This is a genomic window from Rodentibacter caecimuris (genome assembly GCF_010587025.1).
GTDB classification, from domain to species: Bacteria; Pseudomonadota; Gammaproteobacteria; order Enterobacterales; family Pasteurellaceae; genus Rodentibacter; species Rodentibacter caecimuris.
The window spans coordinates 2,203,237-2,228,167 of sequence record NZ_CP040863.1 but is presented as its reverse complement, the minus strand read 5'-3'; the positions used below and the strand labels follow the sequence as shown (position 1 = coordinate 2,228,167).

The 24,931-nt window shown below is 41.0% G+C and carries 22 protein-coding genes; 6 read left to right on the top strand and 16 right to left on the bottom strand.

Features of this window, described 5'->3' with window-relative positions:
- The first annotated feature begins 198 nt into the window (after positions 1–198).
- The 3 genes from FEE42_RS10965 (at position 199) to rho (ending at position 3,183) form a co-directional block, all read left to right on the top strand.
- Positions 199–831: a DUF417 family protein gene (locus tag FEE42_RS10965; RefSeq protein ID WP_077582293.1), complete on the top strand. Its 633-nt coding sequence runs from the start codon at positions 199–201 to the stop codon at positions 829–831.
- A gap of 64 nt (positions 832–895) precedes the next feature.
- A complete protein-coding gene (locus tag FEE42_RS10960; protein WP_077582292.1) occupies positions 896–1,789 on the top strand; it encodes an AraC family transcriptional regulator in 894 nt (297 codons plus the stop codon).
- 131 nt (positions 1,790–1,920) lie between these two features.
- Entirely contained in the window at positions 1,921–3,183 is a 1,263-nt protein-coding gene (gene rho, locus FEE42_RS10955; RefSeq protein ID WP_018355393.1) for a transcription termination factor Rho, read from the top strand.
- Between the two features lie 106 nt (positions 3,184–3,289).
- Here rho and mreD read toward each other — a convergent pair whose 3' ends face one another.
- The 4 genes from mreD to FEE42_RS10935 all read right to left on the bottom strand — a co-directional run bounded on the left by mreD (position 3,290) and on the right by FEE42_RS10935 (position 7,896).
- Positions 3,290–3,775 carry a rod shape-determining protein MreD gene (mreD, locus tag FEE42_RS10950; protein WP_059367488.1) on the bottom strand — a complete coding sequence of 162 codons (486 nt, stop codon included), beginning with the start codon at positions 3,773–3,775 and terminating at the stop codon, positions 3,290–3,292.
- Positions 3,775–4,827, bottom strand: a complete 1,053-nt coding sequence (mreC, locus tag FEE42_RS10945; protein WP_164028564.1) for a rod shape-determining protein MreC — start codon at positions 4,825–4,827, stop codon at positions 3,775–3,777. Before mreC ends, mreD begins: the two co-directional genes overlap by 1 nt.
- A 74-nt stretch (positions 4,828–4,901) precedes the next feature.
- Positions 4,902–5,957: a rod shape-determining protein gene (locus FEE42_RS10940; RefSeq protein ID WP_059367493.1), complete on the bottom strand. Its 1,056-nt coding sequence runs from the start codon at positions 5,955–5,957 to the stop codon at positions 4,902–4,904.
- 151 nt (positions 5,958–6,108) lie between these two features.
- Positions 6,109–7,896, bottom strand: coding sequence for an ABC transporter ATP-binding protein/permease (locus FEE42_RS10935; protein WP_135968760.1), 1,788 nt, complete (start codon positions 7,894–7,896; stop codon positions 6,109–6,111).
- Positions 7,897–8,058: 162 nt separating this feature from the next.
- Between FEE42_RS10935 and FEE42_RS10930 the strand changes: the two genes are divergently transcribed.
- Entirely contained in the window at positions 8,059–9,714 is a 1,656-nt protein-coding gene (locus FEE42_RS10930; RefSeq protein WP_059367497.1) for a putative transporter, read from the top strand.
- 77 nt (positions 9,715–9,791) lie between these two features.
- Here FEE42_RS10930 and lipA read toward each other — a convergent pair whose 3' ends face one another.
- From lipA to FEE42_RS10880, 10 genes are all read right to left on the bottom strand, one after another.
- Positions 9,792–10,754, bottom strand: coding sequence for a lipoyl synthase (gene lipA, locus FEE42_RS10925; RefSeq protein WP_135968759.1), 963 nt, complete (start codon positions 10,752–10,754; stop codon positions 9,792–9,794).
- 45 nt (positions 10,755–10,799) lie between these two features.
- The gene (gene lipB, locus FEE42_RS10920) at positions 10,800–11,441 is read right to left on the bottom strand and encodes a lipoyl(octanoyl) transferase LipB (RefSeq protein WP_059367501.1); all 642 of its coding nucleotides are present in this window, start codon (positions 11,439–11,441) and stop codon (positions 10,800–10,802) included.
- 1 nt (position 11,442) lies between these two features.
- Positions 11,443–11,721, bottom strand: a complete 279-nt coding sequence (ybeD, locus tag FEE42_RS10915) for a DUF493 family protein YbeD (RefSeq protein ID WP_059367510.1) — start codon at positions 11,719–11,721, stop codon at positions 11,443–11,445.
- A gap of 109 nt (positions 11,722–11,830) precedes the next feature.
- Entirely contained in the window at positions 11,831–13,015 is a 1,185-nt protein-coding gene (locus FEE42_RS10910; RefSeq protein WP_059367514.1) for a serine hydrolase, read from the bottom strand.
- 21 nt (positions 13,016–13,036) lie between these two features.
- On the bottom strand, positions 13,037–13,894 hold the full coding sequence (locus FEE42_RS10905) for a septal ring lytic transglycosylase RlpA family protein (RefSeq protein ID WP_059367520.1): 858 nt from the start codon (positions 13,892–13,894) through the stop codon (positions 13,037–13,039).
- A gap of 51 nt (positions 13,895–13,945) precedes the next feature.
- The gene (rodA, locus tag FEE42_RS10900; protein ID WP_059367525.1) at positions 13,946–15,061 is read right to left on the bottom strand and encodes a rod shape-determining protein RodA; all 1,116 of its coding nucleotides are present in this window, start codon (positions 15,059–15,061) and stop codon (positions 13,946–13,948) included.
- A complete protein-coding gene (gene mrdA, locus FEE42_RS10895) occupies positions 15,061–17,016 on the bottom strand; it encodes a penicillin-binding protein 2 (RefSeq protein ID WP_164028563.1) in 1,956 nt (651 codons plus the stop codon). The genes rodA and mrdA overlap by 1 nt, the downstream gene beginning before the upstream one ends.
- Before the next feature lie 18 nt (positions 17,017–17,034).
- The gene (rlmH, locus tag FEE42_RS10890; RefSeq protein WP_077582284.1) at positions 17,035–17,502 is read right to left on the bottom strand and encodes a 23S rRNA (pseudouridine(1915)-N(3))-methyltransferase RlmH; all 468 of its coding nucleotides are present in this window, start codon (positions 17,500–17,502) and stop codon (positions 17,035–17,037) included.
- 53 nt (positions 17,503–17,555) lie between these two features.
- Positions 17,556–17,864, bottom strand: a complete 309-nt coding sequence (gene rsfS / locus FEE42_RS10885) for a ribosome silencing factor (protein ID WP_018355407.1) — start codon at positions 17,862–17,864, stop codon at positions 17,556–17,558.
- Positions 17,865–18,169: 305 nt separating this feature from the next.
- Complete coding sequence (locus tag FEE42_RS10880) at positions 18,170–19,486, bottom strand: NCS2 family permease (protein ID WP_077582283.1); 1,317 nt, start codon at positions 19,484–19,486, stop codon at positions 18,170–18,172.
- A 176-nt stretch (positions 19,487–19,662) separates the two neighbouring features.
- On the opposite strand from FEE42_RS10880, the gene FEE42_RS10875 reads away from it, so the two are divergent.
- On the top strand, positions 19,663–20,193 hold the full coding sequence (locus FEE42_RS10875) for an inorganic diphosphatase (RefSeq protein WP_005695476.1): 531 nt from the start codon (positions 19,663–19,665) through the stop codon (positions 20,191–20,193).
- Positions 20,194–20,298: 105 nt separating this feature from the next.
- Here the strand turns inward: FEE42_RS10875 and FEE42_RS10870 are convergent, their stop codons facing one another.
- Positions 20,299–21,777, bottom strand: coding sequence for an aldehyde dehydrogenase family protein (locus FEE42_RS10870; RefSeq protein ID WP_164028560.1), 1,479 nt, complete (start codon positions 21,775–21,777; stop codon positions 20,299–20,301).
- A 196-nt stretch (positions 21,778–21,973) separates the two neighbouring features.
- A complete protein-coding gene (gene dld / locus FEE42_RS10865; RefSeq protein WP_164028840.1) occupies positions 21,974–23,668 on the bottom strand; it encodes a D-lactate dehydrogenase in 1,695 nt (564 codons plus the stop codon).
- A gap of 182 nt (positions 23,669–23,850) precedes the next feature.
- On the opposite strand from dld, the gene galE reads away from it, so the two are divergent.
- Positions 23,851–24,867, top strand: a complete 1,017-nt coding sequence (gene galE, locus FEE42_RS10860; protein ID WP_059367543.1) for a UDP-glucose 4-epimerase GalE — start codon at positions 23,851–23,853, stop codon at positions 24,865–24,867.
- Positions 24,868–24,931 lie beyond the last annotated feature (64 nt).

Genomic DNA, 24,931 nt, shown 5'->3' with positions numbered 1-24,931 from the left:
GTCAAAATATACGGAATTTTTGAAAGGGGCATTTTATCAATTCCCCCTAAATAAGTGAAATATTTTAAAGAAATCGCCAATATCTCCGATGATAAAATGAGACAATTTATGGATAAATTAAGACAAATCGTCTAATAACGCTGACTTAATTGTCTTAAAATTTAAAGCTGATTTATCATTAATAATTAGGAGTTATCTATGCAAGCTTTGATTGAATTTATTGCTAAAATTATTGCCCCTTGGCAACGTCAATTTATTAATTTTATTCGAATTGCCATTTTTATTGTTATGGCTTGGATTGGCGGCTTAAAAGCCTTCCAATACGAAGCAGACGGAATTGCACATTTCGTATCCAATAGCCCTTTTATGAGCTTTTTTTATAATAATAGCGATAAATACGCACCAAATGAAAAAGGCGAAATGGTTAAAGAATATGTGTTACACAAGAATCCTGAAGGAAAAATGGTACAAAAAAATATCGAATGGCATAAGCAAAACGGTACTTATACCTTCTCTTACGGATTAGGCGTGGTGATTGTGAGCATTGGTATTTTAACCCTGATGGGAATTTGGAATGCCAACCTCGGGTTGATTGGCGGACTCTTGACCTTCGGTATGTCAATTGTTACGCTTTCGTTCCTGATTACCACACCGGAAACCTGGGTACCAAATTTAGGCGGTGATTTACCTACACCAAATTATGGCTTCCCTTATTTATCTGCCGCCGGACGTTTGATCTTAAAAGACATTATTATGATGGCAGGCGGATTAACCGTAGCGGCAGAATGTGCAAATCGAGTTCTGCGCAAAAAAGCAGGTGGCTTGGCTTAATAAAATATATAATGCAAACGAAAATAGGGAGTCGGCTCCCTATTTTTATTTATAGAGGTAAATAATGGATATTCTCGATAAACTCATTAAATTTGCTCAAATATCCGGTAGCATTAACGTTCAATGTAAATTGCAGGACTCTTGGTATATCCGCCATGAGAGGCAAACCTGCCATGGAATTGTGCATATCGTTTCACAAGGAGAGGGATATTTACATATTGACGGGATGGTGAATGCAATAAAACTTAAGGCTAACGACGTGGTGTTTCTCCCTCATTCATTAGGTCACGCCTTAACACACCAGCCTAACTACAAGGGGCCGAGTAAAATAAATATTATTTCTAACGGTGCATTTACGTTGAAACAATGCGGCGGTGAATCGCCTGATTTCAGCTTATTTTGTGCCAATTTTACTTATGATAAACAATCGGAATTATTTAATAACCTACCTGAAGTTATTTTATTAAATTTACAAGATGCCACTTTAAACCCCTTACTTGACATACTGCAACGGGAAGCTGATGATTATCAAGCCGGCTCCGCAAATATTATTAATGCCTTACTCAGCGTATTGCTAACCTTACTAATTCGTGCCTATTTACAACAGGATAATGCCCAGCTTAACGGATTACTGAACGGATTACGCGATAAACGTCTTTACAATGTGATATCCAATATTATTGCAAAACCTGAGCAGGGGTGGAAAATTGAAACCCTTTGCCATATAGCAAATTTATCCAAAGCTCAACTTATACGATTATTTAATCGGCAACTCGGTGTCAGCCCATATAATTTTGTCAATCATATTAGATTACAAAAGGCGGCGGAATTACTTAAACACTCCCAACAATCCGTACTCAGCATTGCATTAAATTGCGGTTTTCAGTCGGAAAGTAATTTTGGGAAAGCATTTAAAAAATATTATCAATTAACTCCGGGGCAATATCGCAAAAAATAAAATAAATTTATAAAAGTTTGAGCTGACAACTAGACAGTATGCAGTTTTAGTGATACCTTACGCAAAAATTTTAGGATAGTACTCCACCATTCAATTAACTCAACTCTTAACAATCCCAACAATTATTCATTATGCATTTAACAGAACTTAAAAATACGCCTGTTTCGGATCTAGTGAAACTTGGCGAAGAGCAAATGGGCTTAGAAAATTTAGCTCGTTTGCGTAAACAAGATATTGTCTTTGCAATCTTAAAACAACATGCCAAAAGCGGTGAAGATATCTTTGGCGGCGGCGTGTTAGAAATTTTACCCGATGGTTTCGGTTTTTTACGTTCTGCCGACAGTTCTTATTTAGCGGGTCCTGACGATATTTATGTTTCACCAAGCCAAATTCGTCGTTTTAACTTACAAACCGGTGACAAGATTGAAGGTAAAATCCGACCGCCTAAAGAAGGTGAGCGCTATTTTGCTCTACTTAAAGTTGATCAAGTCAATGATGACAAGCCTGAAGTATCCCGTAGTAAAATTCTCTTTGAAAACTTAACACCGCTCCATGCCAACTCCCGTCTCAAAATGGAACGGGGTAACGGCTCAACCGAAGATTTAACCGCCCGTATTTTGGATTTAGCCTCACCGATTGGTAAAGGTCAACGGGGTTTAATTGTTGCGCCTCCAAAAGCCGGGAAAACCATGCTACTGCAAAATATTGCTCAAAGCATTACCCATAATTATCCGGAATGCGAGCTCATCGTTCTGTTAATTGATGAACGCCCGGAAGAGGTAACGGAAATGCAACGCTCGGTAAAAGGGGAAGTGATCGCTTCTACTTTTGATGAACCGGCTGCACGCCATGTTCAAGTGGCAGAAATGGTGATCGAAAAGGCTAAACGTTCCGTCGAACATAAAAAAGATGTGGTAATTTTACTTGATTCCATTACCCGTTTGGCCCGTGCTTATAATACGGTTACACCGGCTTCCGGTAAGATTTTATCAGGTGGTGTGGATGCCAACGCATTACACCGTCCTAAACGTTTCTTCGGTGCCGCCCGTAATGTAGAAGAAGGTGGTAGTTTAACGATTATTGCGACCGCACTTGTCGATACCGGCTCAAAAATGGATGAAGTAATTTTCGAAGAATTTAAAGGAACCGGTAATATGGAACTTCATCTTTCCCGTAAAATTGCCGAAAAACGCGTATTCCCAGCTATTGACTTCAATCGCTCGGGAACACGTAAAGAAGATTTACTCACCACACCTGACGAATTGCAAAAAATGTGGATTCTACGCAAAATCCTTAACCCAATGGGTGAAGTGGAAGCAATGGAATGGCTCATTGACAAACTCGGTGTTGCAAAAACCAATGAAGAGTTTTTTGAAATTATGAAACGTTCGTAATGGTCTGATAGAATCACAAAAATTAGATATAACAAAAGGGAAACAAATGTTTCCCTTTTATTTCTATCGTTATACAGTCTGCTGAATAAAAACTACTCTTCTGATTTCAACTTAGCCCGACTTTTCTGCGCATTTTTCGCATTAATAAAAATATCCATGGCCACAATATACCCGAGGCAATAGCGCCAAAAATTTCCTGCCAATTAAACACTGCACTGTGTAAAAATAATTCCACAAGAAAAATGGCAAAACGAATAAAAAACACAAAAATAATCACCAATAGGCTTTGAAACCACAAGGAAAGGTTACGAAGCACTAGATAATTTTTAGCAATAAAGTAAAAAGCGACTGAAAGCACTAGCGCATGAATACCGAGGGTTGAACCAAGTACAATATCCCAAATCACGCCAAGTAAAAAAGCAATGCCAATGCTGACTTTGTTAGGAATAGCTAATACCCAGTAGGTTAGCACCAAAATTAACCAAGCGGGTTTAAACGCTTGAAAGCCTATTGGCCAAGGTGCAAGTTCCATAACAAGGGCGACAATAAAGAAGGAGAGTATCGTTACCCATTGCAAAAAGCGCATTTGCATCAGCCTTCCTCCCGATATTCCCGTTGCTCCGGTGAAACAGGCTCGTCTTGCGGTGTTTCGGTCGGAATTTCAGGTTCAATTTCTTCTTTATTATTTTCGATTTTGGGTTCTTGTTCTTCGGTGATTTTCATTTTGCGCACTTTATTGTTCATCTCATTGGCTTGGCTTTCCAACCGCTTTTGAACCAGCTCGCGTACTTCTTCCGGCGACATTGATTTTACTTTTGATATATCTAGGGTGCTTGGCCAAAGTAAAAGTACGTAGCGTAAACGTTCTAAAGATGCTAACGGTTTGGCTTTTACCGTTGCGAAATAATTTGTTCCATCACGGGATACACTTTGCACCACTGCTACGGGATAGCCTTCAAGAAAGCGCCCCCCCAAACCTGATGTCACCAATAAATCGCCTTTTTCAATATCCACTGAACGTGGTACATTATCAAGCGTAAGTTCGTCGGTATGCCCGGTTCCACTCGCAATCACACGTACATCGTTACGCAGTACTTGAACAGGAATAGAATGGGTTACATCCGTCATCAACAATACACGACTGGTGTTAGCCCCTACTGAGATAATTTGCCCTATCACGCCTTTCTCATCAATGACCGGTTGCCCTACATAAGCCCCGTCTTTTTCGCCCTGATTAATAACAACCTGCTGGCGATATACATCCGTTTCAGCCGTCAACACTTCCGCAATTTTTTTATATTCATCGGTTCTTAACGGCGAATTGAGTAATAAACGTAAACGCTGATTTTCGACTTTAATTTGATCCAACAGCAACAAATCCGCATTTTTTTCACGAAGCTGTTCACGCAATACCTTATTTTCGATTTGTAATTTGTTAGTATCGACAAAATTATCCGATACGCCGTCTAATACGGTACGCGGGCTATTTGCCAAATAATACAAACCGCCGACAGCGGTTTCCATCATACTGCGAACCCTATTCATCGAATCCTGCCCATCCGCCAAAATAAGACCGGTAGAAGCAATCACCGCAAGAACCAAGCGGAATCCTAAAGGAGGAGATTTAGCAAAAATCGGTTTCATTAAACTACCTAATTCATTAATGGCTTAAAACAAAAGTGCGGTCAAAATCAACCGCACTTTTTATTGATAATACATTAGATTTCATCGCTAAAAATATCGCCACCATGCATATCGATCATTTCTAACGCTTCACCGCCTCCACGCGCCACACAAGTGAGCGGCTCTTCAGCAATAATCGTCGGAACACCGGATTCACGCGCAAGCAAAATATCAATATTGCGTAATAATGCACCGCCTCCGGTCAAAACCATACCACGCTCAAAAATATCCGCCGCATGTTCCGGCTGACATTCTTCAAGTGCCGTACGTACTGCCGCAACGATACCGTTTAGAGGCTGTTGAATGGCCTCCAATACGTCACGAGAGGTTAATTTAAAAGAACGAGGCGCACCTTCAGCGAGGTTATGACCATGCACTTCCATTTCTTTAATTTCATCACCCTCTTGAATGTAAGCCGTACCAATTTCTTGTTTAATACGCTCTGCCGTAGGTTCTCCAATGACTGAGCCAAAAGTACGACGCACATAAGAAATAATCGCTTCATCAAAGCGGTCACCGCCAATACGAACAGAAGAAGAATACACGATACCGTTTAAAGAAATCACGGCGACTTCGGTTGTTCCCCCACCAATATCAATGACCATTGATCCGACTGCGGTAGAAACCGGTAATTTTGCGCCGATTGCCGCCGCCATCGGTTCTTCAATTAAATACACTTCACGTGCCCCCGCACCAATCGCCGATTCTTTAATTGCACGGCGTTCAACCTGCGTAGCACCTGCCGGTACGCACACTAATACGCGAGGGCTTGGGCGCATAAAGTTGCCGCTGTGAACCTGTTTAATAAAATACTGCAACATTTTTTCGGTTACAAAAAAGTCTGCGATCACACCATCTTTCATCGGACGAATAGCCACAATGCTTTTTGGCGTACGCCCTAACATTTGTTTGGCTTCTTTACCTACCGCAGCAATACTTTTTAACGCCCCCATACGATCTTGGCGAATCGCCACGACAGAAGGCTCATCTAACACAATCCCCTGCCCTTTTACATAAATCAGCGTGTTTGCCGTACCTAAATCGATAGAGAGATCATTTGAAAATAAACCGCGTATTTTTTTAAATAACATAATAATTCCGTTAATTTGAATTGATTAAAAATTTGATCATATTTGAATACACAAAAATTGTGCTAAATGTACCAAAAAATCGCTATTGATAACAGTATTTTTATACTACGCAAGAAAAATGCGCTAAAAAAACGACCGCACTTTTACTGAGTTATCCATTGAGCTGACTTAACGACCATTCACCTTTAGACAAAAGATGAAGCTGCTGTTGATGGAAAGCCTTCAATGTAGAACGATGCCCCACGCTAATAATTGTCGTTGTCGGTAATTCATCTTTTAATAAACGATACATCTCATATTCCAATCCTTCATCCATACTCGCCGTTGCTTCATCTAAAAAGGCGACTTTCGGTTTATGCAGCAATAGTCGGGCAAAGGCTAGACGTTGTTGCTCGCCAGGGGAAAGAATACGAGTCCAATCTTGGTCTTGCTCAATACGTTCGAGTAAATGTCCAAGTTGAACTTTATGTAAGATTTGTTCCGCCAAAGTGCGGTCGATTTCTTCCACATTTTTTGGATATGCCAATGCTGTCAGTAGGCTACCCTGCGGCAAATAAGGTTTTTGTGAGAGAAAAAGTTTCGCTTTCGGACAATACACTTTTCCTAGAGAATAGGACCAAAGCCCCGCTGCGGTACGTAATAAAGTCGTTTTTCCTGCTCCGGAATCTCCTTGGATCAATAAACTTGCCCCCAGTGGTAAAACCAAGTTGAGATTCTCAATTAATGTCTGCCCAAAAGGGCTTTTAATGCTTAAATGTTCAAAAATCACATCCTTTTCACTGACTTGAATATCTGTTTTCGATTCGCGATTTGCCATATCAATGGCATAAGTAAAGCCGGTTAAACGGTCAAGTGTCGCTTTATAACCGGCAAAGTTATCATACGTGCTACGGAAGAAAGACAAATTAGAATGTAATTGACCAAACACTTGTAATGTTTGCATTAAATCTCCCAGCTTGATCTGTTTTTCAAAATAGCGACCTACTTGGATCAATAAGGGAAATACCACGGAAACTTGGGTCACTACTATATTGAAACCGGAAAATTTTAAGGTTCTAAATACAATATTCCACATATTTTTGATCACCGAACGAAATTGGTGATAAAGCTGATTTTGCTCGACCTTTTCTCCGGCATAAAACGCAATGCTCTCTGCGTATTCCTTAATACGGATTAGGGAATACCGATAGTTTGCATTGAGACGTTCATTAGCAAAATTTAGATCGATGAGCGGACGACCAAGTCTAAATGCGATCAGCGTAGTAAAAATCACATAAGCAAAGACCAAGAAAACCATCATATGCGGAATTTCTATACCGAAGAACATCATTGGTCCCGCCAATCCCCATAATAAAATAGTATAAGAAATCATGGAGGTAACCGCATCAATAACACCGGTGCTTAATGACAATGTAGTTTTGACATAAGATTGTATATCTTGTTGAATCCGTTGATCAGGGTTATCTAAATTAGCGGACAGATATTGGGTTTTATAGTAAGCGCGATTTGCCATCCATTTACTGGCTAGCTCATCATTGAGCCAAGTAATCCAATCAATCACAAAACGTTGTTCTACATAATAGCTTACTAGATAAGTGGAAACTGCACTGGTGGCAATGATACAAAACAGTACCATTTGTTGCCAAAAGGCAGGTTCATTAAATTCTTGTAGCGACGTGTACATACTATTGTTCCATTCGGAATACACTAAACTGACACGTACACTCACTAGAGTCAGTGCTACAATCAACAAGAAAAATAATAAGGGTTTAATGCTACGCTTTGGCGAAAGATAACCGCCGGCAAACATCCAAAATTGCTTTCCCCAATGCGTAAAACGCACTAGTAAAAAAATCCCTAAACTAAATACCACTGCTGTAATAGCAAGCGTTCTTAAAATCCAAAGGAGCGATGTGATCGCTTCTTGTCCGTAATCCATAAAAATATACCCGTAAAAAATAAAAGTGCGGTCATTTTAGGCAGAGTTTATGATTAAGCAAGAAAAATTGTGATGAAGTTATCATTTTTTGAGTTTAGTTACCGTTTTCAAAATTCAAATTGCTATAATCCATAATAGTTAGATTTAGTTAATGAGGTTAGCATGAGCGAGATTGCAATCACGATTAGTCTCCTAGCCCTTGCTGCAGTTATCGGGCTATGGATTGGACATTGGAAGATTAAAGGTGTCGGCTTAGGAATTGGCGGCGTATTATTTGGCGGAATTATTGTTTCGCATTTTACCAGCCAATATGGCTTACAACTGAATGTCGATATTCTGCATTTTGTGCAGGAATTCGGTTTAATTTTATTTGTTTATGCCATTGGGATTCAGGTGGGGCCAGGCTTTTTTTCCTCACTGAGGGAATCCGGTTTAAAACTCAATATACTCGCAATTTTAATCGTATTCATCGGTTCATTTTTTGTTTTCGTTTTACACAAAATCGCCAATGTGCCGTTGGATATTGTTTTAGGCATTTATTCCGGTGCAGTAACAAATACCCCTTCTCTAGGGGCGGGTCAGCTGGTTTTGAGCGAATTAGGTATGTCACAAGCTACCGCAACAATGGGTATGGCGTACGCCATGGCATATCCTTTCGGAATTTGTGGAATCTTGCTTGCTATGTGGTTGATTCGTCTATTCTTTAAAATAAAAATTGAAGACGAAGCAAATCGTTTTAACAAAGAAAATGGGCACGATAAAGAAAATTTACATACTATTTCGGTGAAAGTAAGCAATCAAAATTTACAGGGTATCACTTTAGTCGAGATTCCGGGATTTGATGATGAAGACGTCGTTTGTTCGCGATTAAAACGCGGAGACAGCGTGATCGTTCCCAAAGCCAATACTGAAATTCATCTTGACGATATATTACATTTAGTCGGTGAAGGAAAAGCACTGAAAAAAATGCGCTTAATTATTGGTGATGAAGTGGATATGCCTCCCCTTTCCAACAGTGGAGAAATTCGTGCCGAGCGTGTCGTTGTCACCAATGAAAAAGTATTGGGTAAGAAAATCCGCACGCTTCATGTGCACCAAAAATATGGTGTTGTCATTTCACGCTTAAACCGTGCAGGTGTGGAATTGGTGCCAAGTGGTAACAGCACACTGCAATTTGGCGATGTGCTACATATGGTCGGGCATGCCGATGTGCTAAATCAAGCCATTTCCGTTATCGGCAATGCACAACAAAAACTCCAACAAGTACAAATGCTACCCGTATTTATTGGGGTCGGCTTAGGGGTTTTACTCGGCTCTATCCCTTTTTATATCCCCGGTTTCCCTGTCGCTCTTAAACTCGGTTTGGCGGGAGGGCCGCTTGTTATCGCATTGATTCTTGCCCGAGTCGGTAGCATAGGGAAACTTTACTGGTTTATGCCGCCAAGTGCGAACCTTGCCTTACGTGAAATCGGTATTGTGCTTTTCCTTGCGGTTGTGGGTTTAAAATCCGGCAGTAATTTTGTCGATACGTTGGTCAATGGAGCTGGGCTTGAATGGATGGGATATGGCATGTTTATTACCTTCATCCCATTGATGATTGTTGGGATGATAGCTCGCATATATGCCAAACTTAATTATCTCAGTATTTGCGGGCTACTTGCCGGTTCGATGACGGATCCACCTGCTCTAGCCTTCGCCAATGAAATCAAAGAAGACAATGGTGCCGCTTCACTTTCTTACGCGACGGTTTATCCGTTAGTAATGTTCCTGAGGATTATTTCACCGCAGCTACTGGCGGTATTGCTTTGGGTGGCTTAGACCGATAAAAAAACGGGTTGCTTTTTAAAAGCAACCCGTTTTACTCAGTAAAAGTGCGGTCATTTTTGATGCCGTTTTTATTTTACTAAACCGCCACTGGCTTGGAGATCCGCATGATAAGAGGAACGAACAAAAGGGCCGCAAGCCGCGTGTTCAAAACCCATCTCATTAGCTTTGTCTCGGAACTCATCAAATTCTGCCGGCGGTACATAACGTGCAACCGGAAGATGATGACGGCTTGGCTGTAAATACTGCCCTAAAGTGAGCATTGTCACACCGTTATCACGTAGATCCTGCATAACCTCTAAAATTTCTTCGTTCGTTTCACCCAAACCAACCATCAAACCCGATTTTGTCGGGATATTCGGGAACATATCCTTAAATTCACGAAGTAGTTTTAGCGACCACTCATAATCCGCCCCCGGACGAATTTCTTTGTACAGACGCGGTACATTTTCTAAATTGTGATTAAATACATCCGGTGGATTCTCTTTCAGTTTTTCTAATGCTTGGGAGATACGACCACGAAAATCCGGTACTAAAATTTCAATTTTAATTCCCGGATTCAACGCTCTCACTTCTTTTACACAGTCTGCAAAATGCCCAGCACCGCGATCCGGCAAATCATCCCGATCCACGGATGTAATCACCACATATTTCAATTTCATATCTTGAATAGTTTCAGCGAGTTTACGCGGTTCTTCCGGATCAGGCGGTAAAGGTTTTCCGTGTGCAACATCACAAAACGGGCAACGACGGGTACAAATCGCCCCCAAAATCATAAAAGTAGCGGTACCATGATTAAAACACTCATGTAAATTCGGGCAAGAAGCCTCTTCACAAACCGAGTGCAATCCATGACGACGCATACCATTTTTAATATTTTCGATTTTCAGTGAACTTGCCGGTAATTTGATTTTCATCCATTCCGGTTTTTTCAGTAACTCTTGATTGGGATCAATATTTTTTACAGGAATAATGGAAGTTTTGGCTGCGTCACGATATTTGACACCCCGTTCCATTTTAAATGGCGTTGACATGATTCTTTCCTAAAGAAAAATGCCTAAATTAGGCATTTTTTATTGTTAAAAATTCGTTGCATTATAGCCCAAAAGTTCGGCAAAGTGTTTAATTAATTTGGGGGAGACGTTATCTAATGTCGCCTCTTCTTTCGCGATAAAATCGGCAAGTTGGCACATTTCTAAACCGGCATAGCCACAAGGGTTTATATAATTAAATGGCGTTAAATCCATATTGATATTAAATGCCAATCCGTGAAAAGAACAACCTTTACGAATACGCAATCCTAATGAACAAATTTTCTTACCGTCAATATAGACACCCGGTGCATCGGGTTTAGGGTATCCTTCAATACCGTAATCCGCTAAAGTTTTTACCACCGCCTGCTCAAGTGCGGTCACTAATTGACGAACATTTAGGTCTTGATGGCGACGAATATCAATCAACACATACATAATTTGCTGACCTGACCCATGATACGTAATTTGCCCGCCACGATCGGATTGCACAACGGGGATATTAGAACTTTGCAACAAATGTTCCGGTTTTCCCGCTTGCCCTTGGGTAAATACTGAAGGATGTTCTACCAACCAGATCTCATCTGTGGTTTCAGCATTGCGACTGTCCGTAAAACTTTGCATTTTATGCCAAGTCTCTTGATAATCCTGTAAACCAAGTTGGCGTACGATAAGTGGTAGTGTCGCCATACTAAATAACCATTTTCACGCCTTCAACTTTAGCGAGTTCTTTATAGAGAGTTTCGACTTGCTCAAAATTCTGTGCAATCACATCAATAGAAACAGAATTGTATGTTCCTTTACTACTGCGTTTTTCTTTAGGAATATAATCCCCCGGGATATATTTTTGTACGACAGAAATTAAATCCTGTGCTAAATCTTCACGGTTTATACCGGCGACTTTAAAAGTCATTGCAGCAGGAAATTCCATTAATTCTTTCAATTTTTCGTAATCTTGTTCCGTTGCCATAATTTTTCTCTATTTTGAGTGAGATAAAGGGCAGATCTTAAATCTGCCCGGTTTGAGGTAATAGGGTTCCCTTGTAAAATGGGGAAGTGCGGTTAAAATTCAAGAGATTTTAGAAAAGACTTTTTATCGTTAACACCAACCAATCCCAAGCATTGCCGAAAAATCCGCCTTCTTTAACGTCTTGCATTGCTTGTAAATTAACTACCGCAACATCTTTACCGTCAAGCTGATAAATCACTTTACCGACCACCTGACCTTTTGCCAAAGGAGCCTGTAAGTATTTATTATCCAACTCGTAACGGGCTTTTAATTCGGCTTGTTTGCCTTTTGGCACGGTAATAAAACTATCTTGCAACACGCCTAATTTCACGCTGCTTTCATCACCGTAATAAACCGGTTGCTCCGAAATTTCTTTATTCGCTTCAAGGGTTTTTAACGTTTCAAAATTTGCGAAACCCCATTGCAATAGCTTTCTACTCTCAACTTCACGTCCCTTATAAGTTGAAACGCCCATTACAACTGAGATCAAACGCATATTACTCGGATTCGTTGCTGAAGCCACGAGGTTATAACCGGCTTGGCTGGTATGGCCAGTTTTCATACCGTCCACCTTCATAGTTTTATCCCACAATAGACCGTTACGGTTAGGTTGTTTGATCTTATTAAAGGTGAATTCTTTTTCCGCGTAAATTTTATATTCTTCCGGCAGATCTCGAATAATATACGCGCCGATAAGCGCCATATCCCGCGCACTGGAGTATTGGTTTGGATCATCTAAACCGTGCGGTGTCGTGAAATTTGTATTTTTTAACCCGAATTGTTGGACATATTTATTCATGGTATCCACAAAATTTAATACCGTACCGGAAATATGTTCTGCCAATGCCACACAAGCATCGTTACCGGAAACAATAATCACGCCTTTATTTAGATCGGCAACGGAAACCTGCTGATTTAAGTTTAAAAACATTTTTGACGAATCAGGAAAATTACGTCCCCAGGCACTTTCACCAATGGTCACCATATCGGAATTATGGATTTTGCCCTGTTTTAACGCTTGCCCTACCACATAGCTCGTCATCATTTTCGTTAAGGAGGCGGGATATTGGCGTTGATCGGGATTTAACGACGCAAGTACCGCTCCCGAGTGATAATCCATCAAAATATAGGTTTGTGCATTCACTTCCGGTGGGCTAATACCGTATTGCATATCCTGAGCCGAAACAGCAGAAGATAGCGCTATAATCCCTGAAAAAAATACTGTCTTTGTTAATTTAGTACTTATCTTTAACATTGAATTTCCTTTAGTGACATCTTAATTTTTGTAAGTATAAACGATCAATGGATTTCCACTAGCCATTTTTTGTAATTTCATTTTTAATTGTGTAATCATTTGTTTGTCTTCTATCGGCCCAAAATGAATTTCGTACCGACCGTCTCGATGATTTACTTGTGAATTGATATTATCAAGTGCCAAACGATTAACAATAGCGGTGGCTTGATTTTCACTGTGGAAATCCAACATTTTTAGTTTATAGCGTTCTTTTGATAGATTTTGCCTATTTACGAGTTTTTTTTCAATATTAGCTATGGCAAGTCGCTCTGAAGCGGCTTGAGTCCTCGCATGTTTGGCAAGCGTTTTTGTTCCTGCACCAGAAATCTTGCCATTTGCCGCCACATGTAATGCCTCAACCTTCACCTGCCCGACACCACGGGCAATTAAACCGATTTCCTTCGCGGCAGTATAGGAAAGATCAATAATGCGCTCCCGACTAAAAGGGCCGCGATCGTTAATACGCACAATGGTTTTCCTATTATTGCGTAAATTAGTAACTAAGGCATAAGAATTGAGTGGCAAGGTTTTATGTGCTGCCGTGTAGAGATTGGCATTATAAGGCTCTCCACTAGAAGTACGGCGCCCATGAAATTTACTATGATAATAGCTTGCTATTCCATTTTTTGAATATTCTTTGGCACTATTAGCATTGTGCGTAGTATAAGTTTTCCCGTTCACCGTATAACTTTTTGGTGACTTAATCGATGTTGTACGAGTTAGATTTGCCCCTTTAATCCCATATTGTTTCAAGGGATCATTCTGCGCTTGAACCGGTAAAACGGTGAAAGCCGTAATAAGCATAAGTGCGGTCGCTTTTACAAGCATTTTGAATTTCATAACATGAAGTTTCCAATAAATAAGCTGTATGTAAGAAAACTAAAATGCCAATTAGTTCCCATTGATAAACCTTGTGCGGTGGGTGTGGATTGACATAATTAATCCAAAACTTGCCATAATCGCCACATAAGAAGTGCCGCCATAACTAAATAATGGCAATGGCACGCCCACCACCGGCAAAATACCGCTCACCATACCAATATTGACGAATAAATACACGAAAAAAATTAACGTCGTCGCTCCCGCTAAAATTCGCCCAAAAGAGGTTTGCGCATTAACGGCAATCATTAAACCACGAACGATGATAAACATATAAATCGCAATTAAAATGCCAAAACCCACCATGCCGTGTTCTTCACTCATCACGGCAAAAATAAAATCGGTATGAGGTTCTGGCAGAAATTCAAGTTGGGATTGGGTGCCTTGCATCCAACCTTTTCCCCAGATTCCCCCCGAACCGATGGCAATTTTCGATTGCAGAATATGATACCCTGCCCCGAGCGGGTCTTTTTCCGGATCGAGCAGGGTTAGAACCCGGGTGCGCTGATAATCGTGCATTAAGTAAAGCCACATAATCGGAATAAAGCCAGCCAATCCGACGACAGCGGCAAGAATCAACCACCAATTCATCCCCGCAAGAAAAACAACGAATAAGCCTGAGGCACTCACTAAAATTGAGGTGCCAAGATCAGGCTGGATTGCTACCAACAACGTCGGCACAATAATCATCGCTATTGCAATAAAGGTTTCGCTTAATTTTGGCGGAAGCGGGCGGTTGCCTAAATAAACCGCCACCATTAAAGGCACCGCCAGTTTCACAATCTCGGAAGGTTGGAAACGAATAAAACCAAGATCCAACCAGCGTTGTGCGCCTTTACTGGTTGTCCCAATCGCATCCACCAAAATTAGCAATATTAAACCGATTAAATAAAGATAAGGCGCTATCCGCTGATAAAATTTAGGCGGAAGTTGAGCCATCACTAACATCACCGTAAACCCAAGGAAGACCTGAATAATACGATTTCTAAACATGATTTCACTGCCGCCCGAGGCACTATAAAGCACCAACATACCGTAACCGCTAATAGCAATTAGCCCCAGTAATAACCAAAAATCCAAATGTAACGGCTTCCATAAACGAAGCCAAATTGGTGTTTTTTCTTCCATTATTCCGCTCCGTTTTCCATTAATGAGGTGTTATTAACCGCTTGAGGCTTATCCGCATTTTCTTTTCGTTCTATTTCCGGTAAACGTTTATTTAAGTAATAATCCATAATTTTACGCACAACCGGTGCGGCATTACTTGAACCGCCGCCGGCATTTTCTAAAATAATCGCTACTACCATTCTAGGGTTTTCATAAGGGGCATAAGCGGTAAACCAAGCGTGATCATGAAGCTCTTTTTTTAAATCCGCCGCATTATATTTTTGGTTTTCTTTTAAACTGAATACTTGCGCCGTACCGGATTTTCCGGCAACGTGATAGTTTGCGCCGCTAAAAGCCTTTCGCCCTGTTCCGGCTGCGGAATTCACTACATTAAACATGCCCCGTTTTACCGCGTCCCAATAGGCTTGTTTCGGCTCGGTAATATCTTCATAAAGCCGTGGATCTTGATAAGGTTCAACCGTTGCACCCTCAATAGATTTCATTAAATGAGGGGTATTTACTTTGCCGTTATTCACCAACACAGCGGTCGCTTTTGCCACTTGTAACGGCGTAGATGTCCAATACCCCTGACCAATCCCCACGGAGATCGTATCCCCTTGTACCCATTGACGTTTATAGCGTTTTTGTTTCCACTCCCGAGTCGGCATATTGGCTGAGGCCTCTTCGTTTATCTCAATTCCTGTCGGCATTCCGAAACCAAAACGTTTCATCCACGACGATAAACGATCTATCCCTAGGTTATAAGCCACTTGATAAAAGTAAGTATCGGAAGATTCTGTAATCGCCTTATTTAAGTCGGTATAGCCGTGCCCTGTTTTTTTCCAGTCACGAAAACGTTTTGTCGTATTTGGCAACATCCAATACCCCGGATCAAAAATTGTGGTGTTTTGATTAACCACATTTTCCGTTTGTGCCGCCACCGCAATAAACGGCTTCACTGTTGAGGCGGGCGGGTAAATCCCTTGTGTCGCTCGGCTATAAAGCGGGCGGGCGGGATCTTCCAATAACGCTTTATAATTGGCAGTGGAAATTCCGTCCACAAATAAATTATTGTCATAACTCGGCGTAGAAACCATTGCCAGCACGCTGCTATCTTTCGGATCAAGCACAACCACCGCACCGGTCTGTCCGGCAAGCAAATCCGTGATATAACGTTGAAAGGCAAGATCGATAGTGAGATGAATACTTTTACCGGCCACCGCAGGTTGTTCACGTAATTTGCGGATCACTTTCCCACGATTATTAATTTCCACTTCTTCAAAGCCTGTTGTGCCGTGTAATTGATCTTCGTAATAACGCTCAATGCCTAATTTTCCCATATCATGAGAGCCTGCATAATTGGCAAATTTCTCGTCTTTTTTTAGTTTTTCAACATCTTTATCGTTAATTTTCCCCACATAGCCGAGAATATGCGCCATCATATCGCCATATAAATAATTACGTTTAAAATAAGGACGTACCTCAAGGCTTGGGAATTGATATTGGTTCACCGCAAAACGGGCAATTTGCTCCTCCGTTAAATTAGGTTTGAGCATAACAGATGTATAACGAGTGCCACGTCGGCGTTCTTTTTTGAAATTCTCAATATCTTCATCGGTTAAACCGACAACATAACGGAGTGCCTCAAAAGTGCGGTCTAAATTTTCAGTTTTTTCAGGCACAATGTACAAACCGAAAAAAGTCAGATTTTCAGCCAGCAATTCACCGTAGCGATCATAAATTAATCCACGGGTTGGCGGGACAGGCAAGAGCTTAATTCGATTGCCATTAGAGCGTGTTTGATAAGTATCAAAATTGATCACTTGAAGATGATAGATATTGGTAAATAGCACACCGGTGAGCGCAAGAATACCAATAAACGCCACCAATGTTCGGCGGGCAAACAGATTCCGCTCCGCTTTTTTATCACGAATCGGTTCATGTGTCGGGACGGCAAAAAATTTCTTTAAATTCATCTAAAATTGACCGCACTTTTACTCACGATGGTAAGGATGATTCGTTGTCAGCGACCAAGCTCGATATAAACTTTCCGCCACCACAATACGTACTAACGGATGGGGCAAAGTGAGAGGCGAAAGCGACCAACTCTGCTCTGCTGCGGCTTTACATTCCGGTGAAAGTCCTTCCGGCCCGCCAATTAATAAACACACATCCCGTCCGTCATTTTTCCAAGCTTCTAATTGTTCGGCGAGTTGCGCTGTCGTCCAAGGTTTACCGGGAATATCAAGGGTAACGATTTTGCTTTTTCCACAAGCCGCTAACATTGCCTTTCCCTCTTGCTCTAAAATACGTTTAATATCCGCATTTTTCCCCCGCTTTCCGGCCGGAATTTCAATTAATTCAAAGGGCATTTCTTTAGGAAAACGGCGTTGGTATTCTTCAAATCCGTTAATCACCCAAGCGGGCATTTTTGTCCCTACTGCAATTAATGTGATTTTCACGAGTATTCCTCTTTAATCAAGCAAGATAAGTCTCACAGGAAAATGACCGCACTTTACGCCCAAAGTTTCTCTAATTGATACATCTCGCGTGCATCGCGTTGCATAATATGAACGATAGTTTGACCTAAATCCACCACGATCCAATCTGCCGTATTTTTACCCTCTTCACCAAAGGTTTCAACTCCGGCTTTCTTACATTCTGCAATTAAATTATCTGCCATTGCAGAAACCTGACGACTTGACGTACCGGTGCAAATTACCATGTTTTCTGTGATGGAAGATTTTCCCCGTACATCAAAATGTACAATATCCGTACCTTTTAAATCGTCCAATTTATCCATTACAAATTCAACTAATGTCATTATTTTTCCTTACTAATAAAAGCGTAAAATTCTACCATTGAATGAGAGGAAGGACTAGGCAAAGGGAAGAAAAAATCGGATAAAGATAAAAACAGTATTATCCGACAAGTACTTAAAATAAAAAAATTAATACAAAATGCAGGCACGTACCGCGTGTATCTTAGCGCTTATTACATGTGTCCTTACACTCACACTGAAATGTCGGTTTTGCGCCACTGCGACATAATGTCGAGTGAAAACACATAAAAAAATAACCGCACTTTACCAAGTGCGGTCATAAAATTCGTTATTTTTAGATAAGAAAGTTAAATTGCCCATCCGCCGGCATAGAAAACAACCAACGCAATAGCAATAAGTACCGTACCGAGATTTAAACGTTTAATATCGCCACTTACGATTCGACCAATTACTAATGCGGCAAAACCAAGCATAATGCCGGTAACAATGTTGGCAGTGAGTACAATGAATACGGCACAAATTAACCCGCTCATCGCCCCGACAAAATCATCAAAATCCAATTTGCTTACATTGCTTAGCATTAATAATCCGACATACATTAGTGCCGGGGCGGTGGCATAAGTGGGAACCAAGAAAGCGAGAGGTTGGAAGAAAAGCATTAATAAAAATAACACCCCGACCACAATAGCAGTGATCCCGGTTTTACCACCTGCTGCGGTACCGGCTGCCGATTCAATATAGACGGCTGCCGGTGCCGTACCAAATAGCCCTGAGAACAAACTGCTGACGGAATCGGAAGTTAAGGCTTTCCCTCCATTGATGATTTGCCCGTCTTTATCTAATAAATCGGCTTGTCCTGCAACAGCACGGATTGTACCGGTCGCATCAAATACAGCGGTCATCACTAAAGCAAAAACAACAGGTAAAATAGCCGGTTGTAATGCCCCCTGTAAATCTAATTGTAAAAATAAAGAATTTTCACCAAAAGTAGGCATTTTGAAGACTTCACCGTTAAATTTTACGTTTGGATCAAAAATTAAACCAATGATAGTAATGGCAATGATCACCCATAAGATCCCACCTTTCACTTGCATTTTTTCTAAGCCAACGATAAATGCCAAACCAATTAATGACATCATGACCGGAAATGAGGTGAAATTGCCTAATTTCACCGGTAAACCTGCCTGATTACTCACGACCAATTCTACGCCATTTGCCGCAATTAAAAGTAAGAATAAACCGATACCGATCCCTGCACCATGAGCGATACTGGCAGGAAGATTACGTAGAATCCAAGCACGAATCCCCGTCGCTGAAATGAGAGTAAAGGCTCCCCCCATTAGGAATACCGCCCCCAAAGCAACCGGAATAGAAACACCTTGACCAATCACCAAACTAAATGCGGTAAAGGCTGTGAGTGAAATAGCACAGCCAATCGCCATCGGTGCATTTGCCCATAAGCCGATTAAAATCGATCCTAAACCCGCCACTAAGCAAGTGGCAATAAATACGGATTCAGCGGGAAAACCGGCGGCACCGAGCATATTGGGTACCACAATCACAGAATACACCATAGCAAGAAATGTGGTTAAACCCGCAATAATTTCTTGGCGAATAGTTGAACCACGTTTTTGCAGTTCAAAGATTTTTTCTAAATTAGACATGTTGCCTCTAAAAAATAAGTCAGGATGAAAGGGCGCTATTCTACCGAAAGAATATAATATGTAAACGTTTGCGTGAGTAAAGTGCGGTCGTTTTTGAATGAAAATTTAGAGCGACAAAATCATCTAAAAACTGCTATACTTCCGCCGTTTTTAATTCTATTAAATAAGGAAAGACAATGGCTGATTTTAATCAAATCTTAACTCCGGGTGATGTTGATGCAGGGATTATCAACGTTGTAAATGAAATTCCAGAAGGCAGTTGCCACAAAATCGAGTGGAACCGTAAAGTCGCGGCATTCCAATTAGATCGTGTCGAACCGGCAATTTTTGCAAAACCGACCAACTATGGTTTTATTCCACAAACATTAGATGAAGACGGCGACGAACTGGATGTGTTATTACTGACCCGCCAACCGCTTGCAACCGGTGTATTCCTTGAAGCTAAAGTGATTGGCGTGATGAAATTCGTGGATGACGGTGAAGTGGACGATAAAATTGTCTGTGTACCGGCAGATGATCGCGATACGGGCAATGCTTACAATAGCCTTGCGGACGTGCCGGCTCAATTAATCAAACAAATTGAATTCCATTTCAACAATTATAAAGCGTTGAAAAAACCGGGTAGTACAAAAGTGACACACTGGGGTGATGTTGAAGAGGCGAAAGAAGTAATTCGCGAATCAATCAAACGTTGGAATGAACGCTAATTTCCCATAGTCATATTAAAGGACTAACGCCAAGAGATTATTGGAATCAGTCCTTAAATTACTATCTGTTGAGGCAGCTTATCGGCTGCCTCTTCTTTATGGCGATTAATACATCCCTTCACGCTCTTCACGCGTGCTGATATAAATATTTTTTACTTGAGTATAAGCATCAAGCATCATTTTATGGGTTTCTCGACCGATACCGGATTGTTTATATCCCCCGAACGGTGTGCCTGCCGGTAAGCGGTTATAACAGTTCACCCAAACCCGTCCTGTTTCAAGTGCACGAGAAACACGCAAACAACGATTGATATTTTGACTCCATATACCGCCACCTAAACCGTATTCGCTGTCATTTGCCATTTTTATAACCTCTTCTTCGGTTTTAAATTTAATGACGGTTGCAACAGGTCCAAAAATTTCTTCCTGTGCAATTTGCGCTTGATTATTCGGAGCTTCAATCAATGTTGGGGCTACAAATTCGCCTTTATCTAAACCGGCCTCCTGTAAGCGTTTCCCTCCGGTAATAATGCGGCAGCCTTCCTGTTCTCCAATTTTGACATAGTTTAAAATCGTCTCTAATTGACCGCCATTGACTTGCGCGCCCATCTGGGTATCGTCTTCCCAAGGCAAACCAACTTTTACTTTTTTAAATTCTTCGGCTAATGCGGCGACGAACTTATCATAAATGCCTTCTTGAACAAAAATTCTAGAACCGGCACAACAAACTTGGCCTTGATTAAATAAAATACCTTTTTGCGCACCCTCTAATGCTTTATCAAACGGCATATCATCAAAGAAAATATTGGCGGATTTACCACCTAACTCAAGAGTTGCAGGGATTAACATTTCTGCTGCGGCAACAGCAACATTACGTCCAATAGCAGTGGAACCTGTGAACGCTAATTTATTAAATCCTTTGTGATGCAACATATATTCTCCAGATTTACTGCCTCGTCCGGTAATGATATTTAGCACGCCTTTTGGTAACAAATAATTAATTTTTTGAGCGAGAGATAACAGACTCAATGAAGTTGCGCTAGACGGATGAATAACGATAGTACAACCTGCTGCCAATGCAGGTGCGATTTTCCACGCAGCCATTAAAAATGGAAAATTCCATGGAATAATTTGTCCGACCACACCAATCGGTTCACGTAATACCAACGATAAATCTTCACTATCCAGTTGATTTGCCGAACCTTCTTCCGCACGAATCACACCGGCAAAATAACGGAAATGATCCGCCGCTAAGGGAATATCTGCGGCTCTCGTTTCTCTAATTGGTTTGCCGTTATCCAAAGTTTCTTGTAAAGCGAATAACTCGGCATTTTCATCAATAACATCGGCAATTTTATTTAATATCGCCGCCCGTTCGGTGACTGTCGTGTTTCGCCAAGTTTTAAACGCTTGTTGTGCCGCCATAACGGCCGCATCAACATCTGCATCCGTAGCATCAACAAATTTCGCAAGCGCTTCCCCGTTTGCAGGATTATAAGAGGCAAGTAGTGTGCCACCCATTTTCCATTCACCGTTAATTAATAAACCATATTCTTGATCAAAAACATTTAGATTTTTTGCCATATGCTACTCCTTTAATTGTCATTGCCAACAGGCTGTTTTTCAGCTCTTTTTATTAAGCCGAACGTATTACCGATATACACCGATAAAATTGAATAAAAAAGAATAACCCACTGCTAAACATTAAATGGTTATCTGAAGCACCGAAGCCAACATCATCTCATCGTGTTTAATACGATAAAACGGATAAATTAAAATATTATTCAGCCCAATATTTTTTCTTTGAGGTTTGTCCAATGCCTGGATTAAAACTATTGGTAGGATCTAATGCTTTATAGAATTTACGTAACTCCGGTTTCGCTTCATATAAATGCCCGACATTATGTTCGGCTGGGTACTGAGCCCCTCGCTGATCAAGTAATTTCAACATTTCATGTTCCAATTTTACGCAATCAACCCCTTTTTTGACGATGTAGTCTTGATGGAAAACATGACACATAAAATGTCCGTAATACAGTTTATGGCTGATTTGCTTATCTATCTCGACCGGAAGCTGTTCAAACCACGATTGATCATTACGACGTAATGCAACATCAAGGGCGACAATATCTTCAACTTCTTTCTCATGAATTGCACGATAGCGTACGGCGGCTGAAGCAACGGCAAAACGGTGTAGCATGGCAGCCTGTGTTTCTACCGCATTGCATTCAAAATATCCGCCTTTTTGACTATCGCGAAAATAATCTTTTAAGAAGATACGGGCTTCATTCACGCCCTGCCCTCCCATTTTAATAATTAAATGATGTTCGTAACGCTCCCGATACTGCCATAAACTTTTCGGTAAGTGTTCCGGTAACACTTTTGAAATCAACTGTAAAAATTTATCGCTTAAATGGTGTGGTAAAAACGAAACTTTCTTAGTTAGGCGATCAACATTCGCTTTTAAGGCAAATAACTTAGGCAGCCAATGCGTGCCAAATTTTTTGATAACCCAAAACGTATCTTTTCCATAACGGGCAGCAACATCAAAGGCATCTCTATGAATATATTCACCCGAAATCGGTAACTGTTCAAAATTTGCTAACATTTGACGGCGAATATCATTAAGAACATCGGTTTGATTAGTGCCAATGTAAAAAACCGCTGTTTCACTTTCTAGTGGGAAAGTATCTAAACGGACAGCAAAAATCGCTAATTTACCCGCACTACCAGAGGCTTCATAATGACGGGCAGGGTCTGCGTTAAAACGGGCCGGTGAGTTTTCATCAATCTGACGAACATGATCGCAATAGCGGTGATCATGTCCTTTTCCACAATCCTGAGTAATATCTTTCTGTTGATAATGATGCCCTTGCAAATTAGTTAAAATTTCTTCCGGTGTACTACCTAAATCAATGCCAAGATGATTTTTTAGTTCCAATTCACCCTGTTCATTTAACTGAGCGTAAAGTGCCATCTCCGTATAAGCCGGCCCACGTTGAACCAATGCACCGCCCGAATTATTACAAATGCCTCCGATAACGGAAGCGCCAATGCAAGAAGAACCAATCACCGAATGAGGTTCACGCCCGTGAGGTTTCAATTTATTTTCTAAGTCATTTAAAGTCGAACCCGGCAAACAAACTACCTGAGAGGCATTATTAATCAATTGAATACCATCAATTCTCATGGCATTGATGATGACGATTTCACGATCATAATCATTGCCGTTTGGCGTTGAACCGCCGGTTAATCCCGTATTGGCAGCTTGGTTAATAATAATCACATCCTGCGCGACACAAACTTTCAACACCTGCCAAAATTCAAGTAAGGTTGCAGGTTTAACGACGGCGACTGCATTTCCCGAACCAAAACGGTAGCCGCTACGATAAGCTTCCGTTTTTGAAGGATCGGTGATGATATATTGACTTCCTACAATTTTTGTCAGTTGAGAAATAAGTTGATTCATAGCTATTTGTAACACTCATGTTAAAGAATTATTTCTATTTTATATACTTCAACAAGAAATTATGCCAGTGCCAAAAGGTCGTTTTGTGACAAATATCACATAAAAGTGCGGTCAAAATAGATCCGTTTTTTGAGATGAAATAGTGCTATAATCGGCAACAATTCCAAGTCTATGAAAAGGAGTCAAAGATGGCAATTTTAGTCACCGGCGGTGCCGGCTATATCGGTTCGCATACGGTTGTCGAATTATTAAATGCAGGCAAAGAAGTGGTCGTATTAGACAATCTTTGTAATTCATCACCTAAATCCCTTGAGCGTGTAAAACAAATCACAGGTAAAACAGCCAAGTTTTATGAAGGCGATATTTTAGATCGAGCATTGCTGCAAAAAATCTTTGCCGAAAACACCATTCATTCAGTGATTCACTTTGCCGGCTTAAAGGCAGTGGGTGAAAGCGTACAAAAACCGGCAGAGTACTACATGAACAATGTGGCCGGTACGGTTGTATTGCTGCAAGAAATGAAAAAAGCGGGAGTATGGAATTTTGTGTTTAGTTCTTCCGCTACCGTGTATGGCGATCCCCAAATTATTCCCATTACCGAAGATTGTGAAGTGGGCGGCACAACCAATCCTTACGGCACGTCAAAATATATGGTTGAGCAAATTTTACGTGATGTAGTCAAAGCAGAACCTCAGTTTAGTATGACGATTTTGCGTTATTTCAATCCCGTAGGGGCACATTCAAGCGGTTTAATCGGCGAAGATCCGAATGGCATTCCAAATAACCTATTACCTTATATCAGCCAAGTGGCGATCGGTAAACTCGCACAGCTTTCCGTTTTCGGTAGCGACTACGATACTCACGACGGCACGGGGGTACGTGATTACATTCACGTGGTTGATTTAGCGATTGGGCATTTAAAAGCGCTTCAACGCCACGAAGATGATGCAGGTTTACATATTTATAATCTCGGAACGGGGCACGGCTATTCCGTATTGGATATGGTGAAAGCCTTTGAAAGTGCCAACAATATTAAAATTCCTTACCAATTAGCGGAGCGTCGTCCTGGTGATATTGCCACTTGTTATTCAGATCCAAATTTAGCGCAGAAAGAATTAGGCTGGACTGCCGAACGTGGGCTTGAACAAATGATGAAAGATACGTGGAATTGGCAGAAAAATAATCCGCAAGGGTACAAAGACTAATTTTCCGTTTTTAAATATCATCTTATGGTGACACGGGTAAAGAAACTCGTGTCGCCAAAATTAT

Bases quoted from the DNA above. Each gene is read 5' to 3' on its own strand.
- FEE42_RS10965 (WP_077582293.1), top strand. From the start codon at position 199: ATGCAAGCTTTGATTGAATTTATTGCTAAAATTATTGCCCCTTGGCAA.
- FEE42_RS10960 (WP_077582292.1), top strand. From the start codon at position 896: ATGGATATTCTCGATAAACTCATTAAATTTGCTCAAATATCCGGTAGC.
- rho (WP_018355393.1), top strand. From the start codon at position 1,921: ATGCATTTAACAGAACTTAAAAATACGCCTGTTTCGGATCTAGTGAAA.
- mreD (WP_059367488.1), bottom strand. From the start codon at position 3,775: ATGCAAATGCGCTTTTTGCAATGGGTAACGATACTCTCCTTCTTTATT.
- mreC (WP_164028564.1), bottom strand. From the start codon at position 4,827: ATGAAACCGATTTTTGCTAAATCTCCTCCTTTAGGATTCCGCTTGGTT.
- FEE42_RS10940 (WP_059367493.1), bottom strand. From the start codon at position 5,957: ATGTTATTTAAAAAAATACGCGGTTTATTTTCAAATGATCTCTCTATC.
- FEE42_RS10935 (WP_135968760.1), bottom strand. From the start codon at position 7,896: ATGGATTACGGACAAGAAGCGATCACATCGCTCCTTTGGATTTTAAGA.
- FEE42_RS10930 (WP_059367497.1), top strand. From the start codon at position 8,059: ATGAGCGAGATTGCAATCACGATTAGTCTCCTAGCCCTTGCTGCAGTT.
- lipA (WP_135968759.1), bottom strand. From the start codon at position 10,754: ATGTCAACGCCATTTAAAATGGAACGGGGTGTCAAATATCGTGACGCA.
- lipB (WP_059367501.1), bottom strand. From the start codon at position 11,441: ATGGCGACACTACCACTTATCGTACGCCAACTTGGTTTACAGGATTAT.
- ybeD (WP_059367510.1), bottom strand. From the start codon at position 11,721: ATGGCAACGGAACAAGATTACGAAAAATTGAAAGAATTAATGGAATTT.
- FEE42_RS10910 (WP_059367514.1), bottom strand. From the start codon at position 13,015: ATGTTAAAGATAAGTACTAAATTAACAAAGACAGTATTTTTTTCAGGG.
- FEE42_RS10905 (WP_059367520.1), bottom strand. From the start codon at position 13,894: ATGAAATTCAAAATGCTTGTAAAAGCGACCGCACTTATGCTTATTACG.
- rodA (WP_059367525.1), bottom strand. From the start codon at position 15,061: ATGGAAGAAAAAACACCAATTTGGCTTCGTTTATGGAAGCCGTTACAT.
- mrdA (WP_164028563.1), bottom strand. From the start codon at position 17,016: ATGAATTTAAAGAAATTTTTTGCCGTCCCGACACATGAACCGATTCGT.
- rsfS (WP_018355407.1), bottom strand. From the start codon at position 17,864: ATGACATTAGTTGAATTTGTAATGGATAAATTGGACGATTTAAAAGGT.
- FEE42_RS10880 (WP_077582283.1), bottom strand. From the start codon at position 19,486: ATGTCTAATTTAGAAAAAATCTTTGAACTGCAAAAACGTGGTTCAACT.
- FEE42_RS10875 (WP_005695476.1), top strand. From the start codon at position 19,663: ATGGCTGATTTTAATCAAATCTTAACTCCGGGTGATGTTGATGCAGGG.
- FEE42_RS10870 (WP_164028560.1), bottom strand. From the start codon at position 21,777: ATGGCAAAAAATCTAAATGTTTTTGATCAAGAATATGGTTTATTAATT.
- galE (WP_059367543.1), top strand. From the start codon at position 23,851: ATGGCAATTTTAGTCACCGGCGGTGCCGGCTATATCGGTTCGCATACG.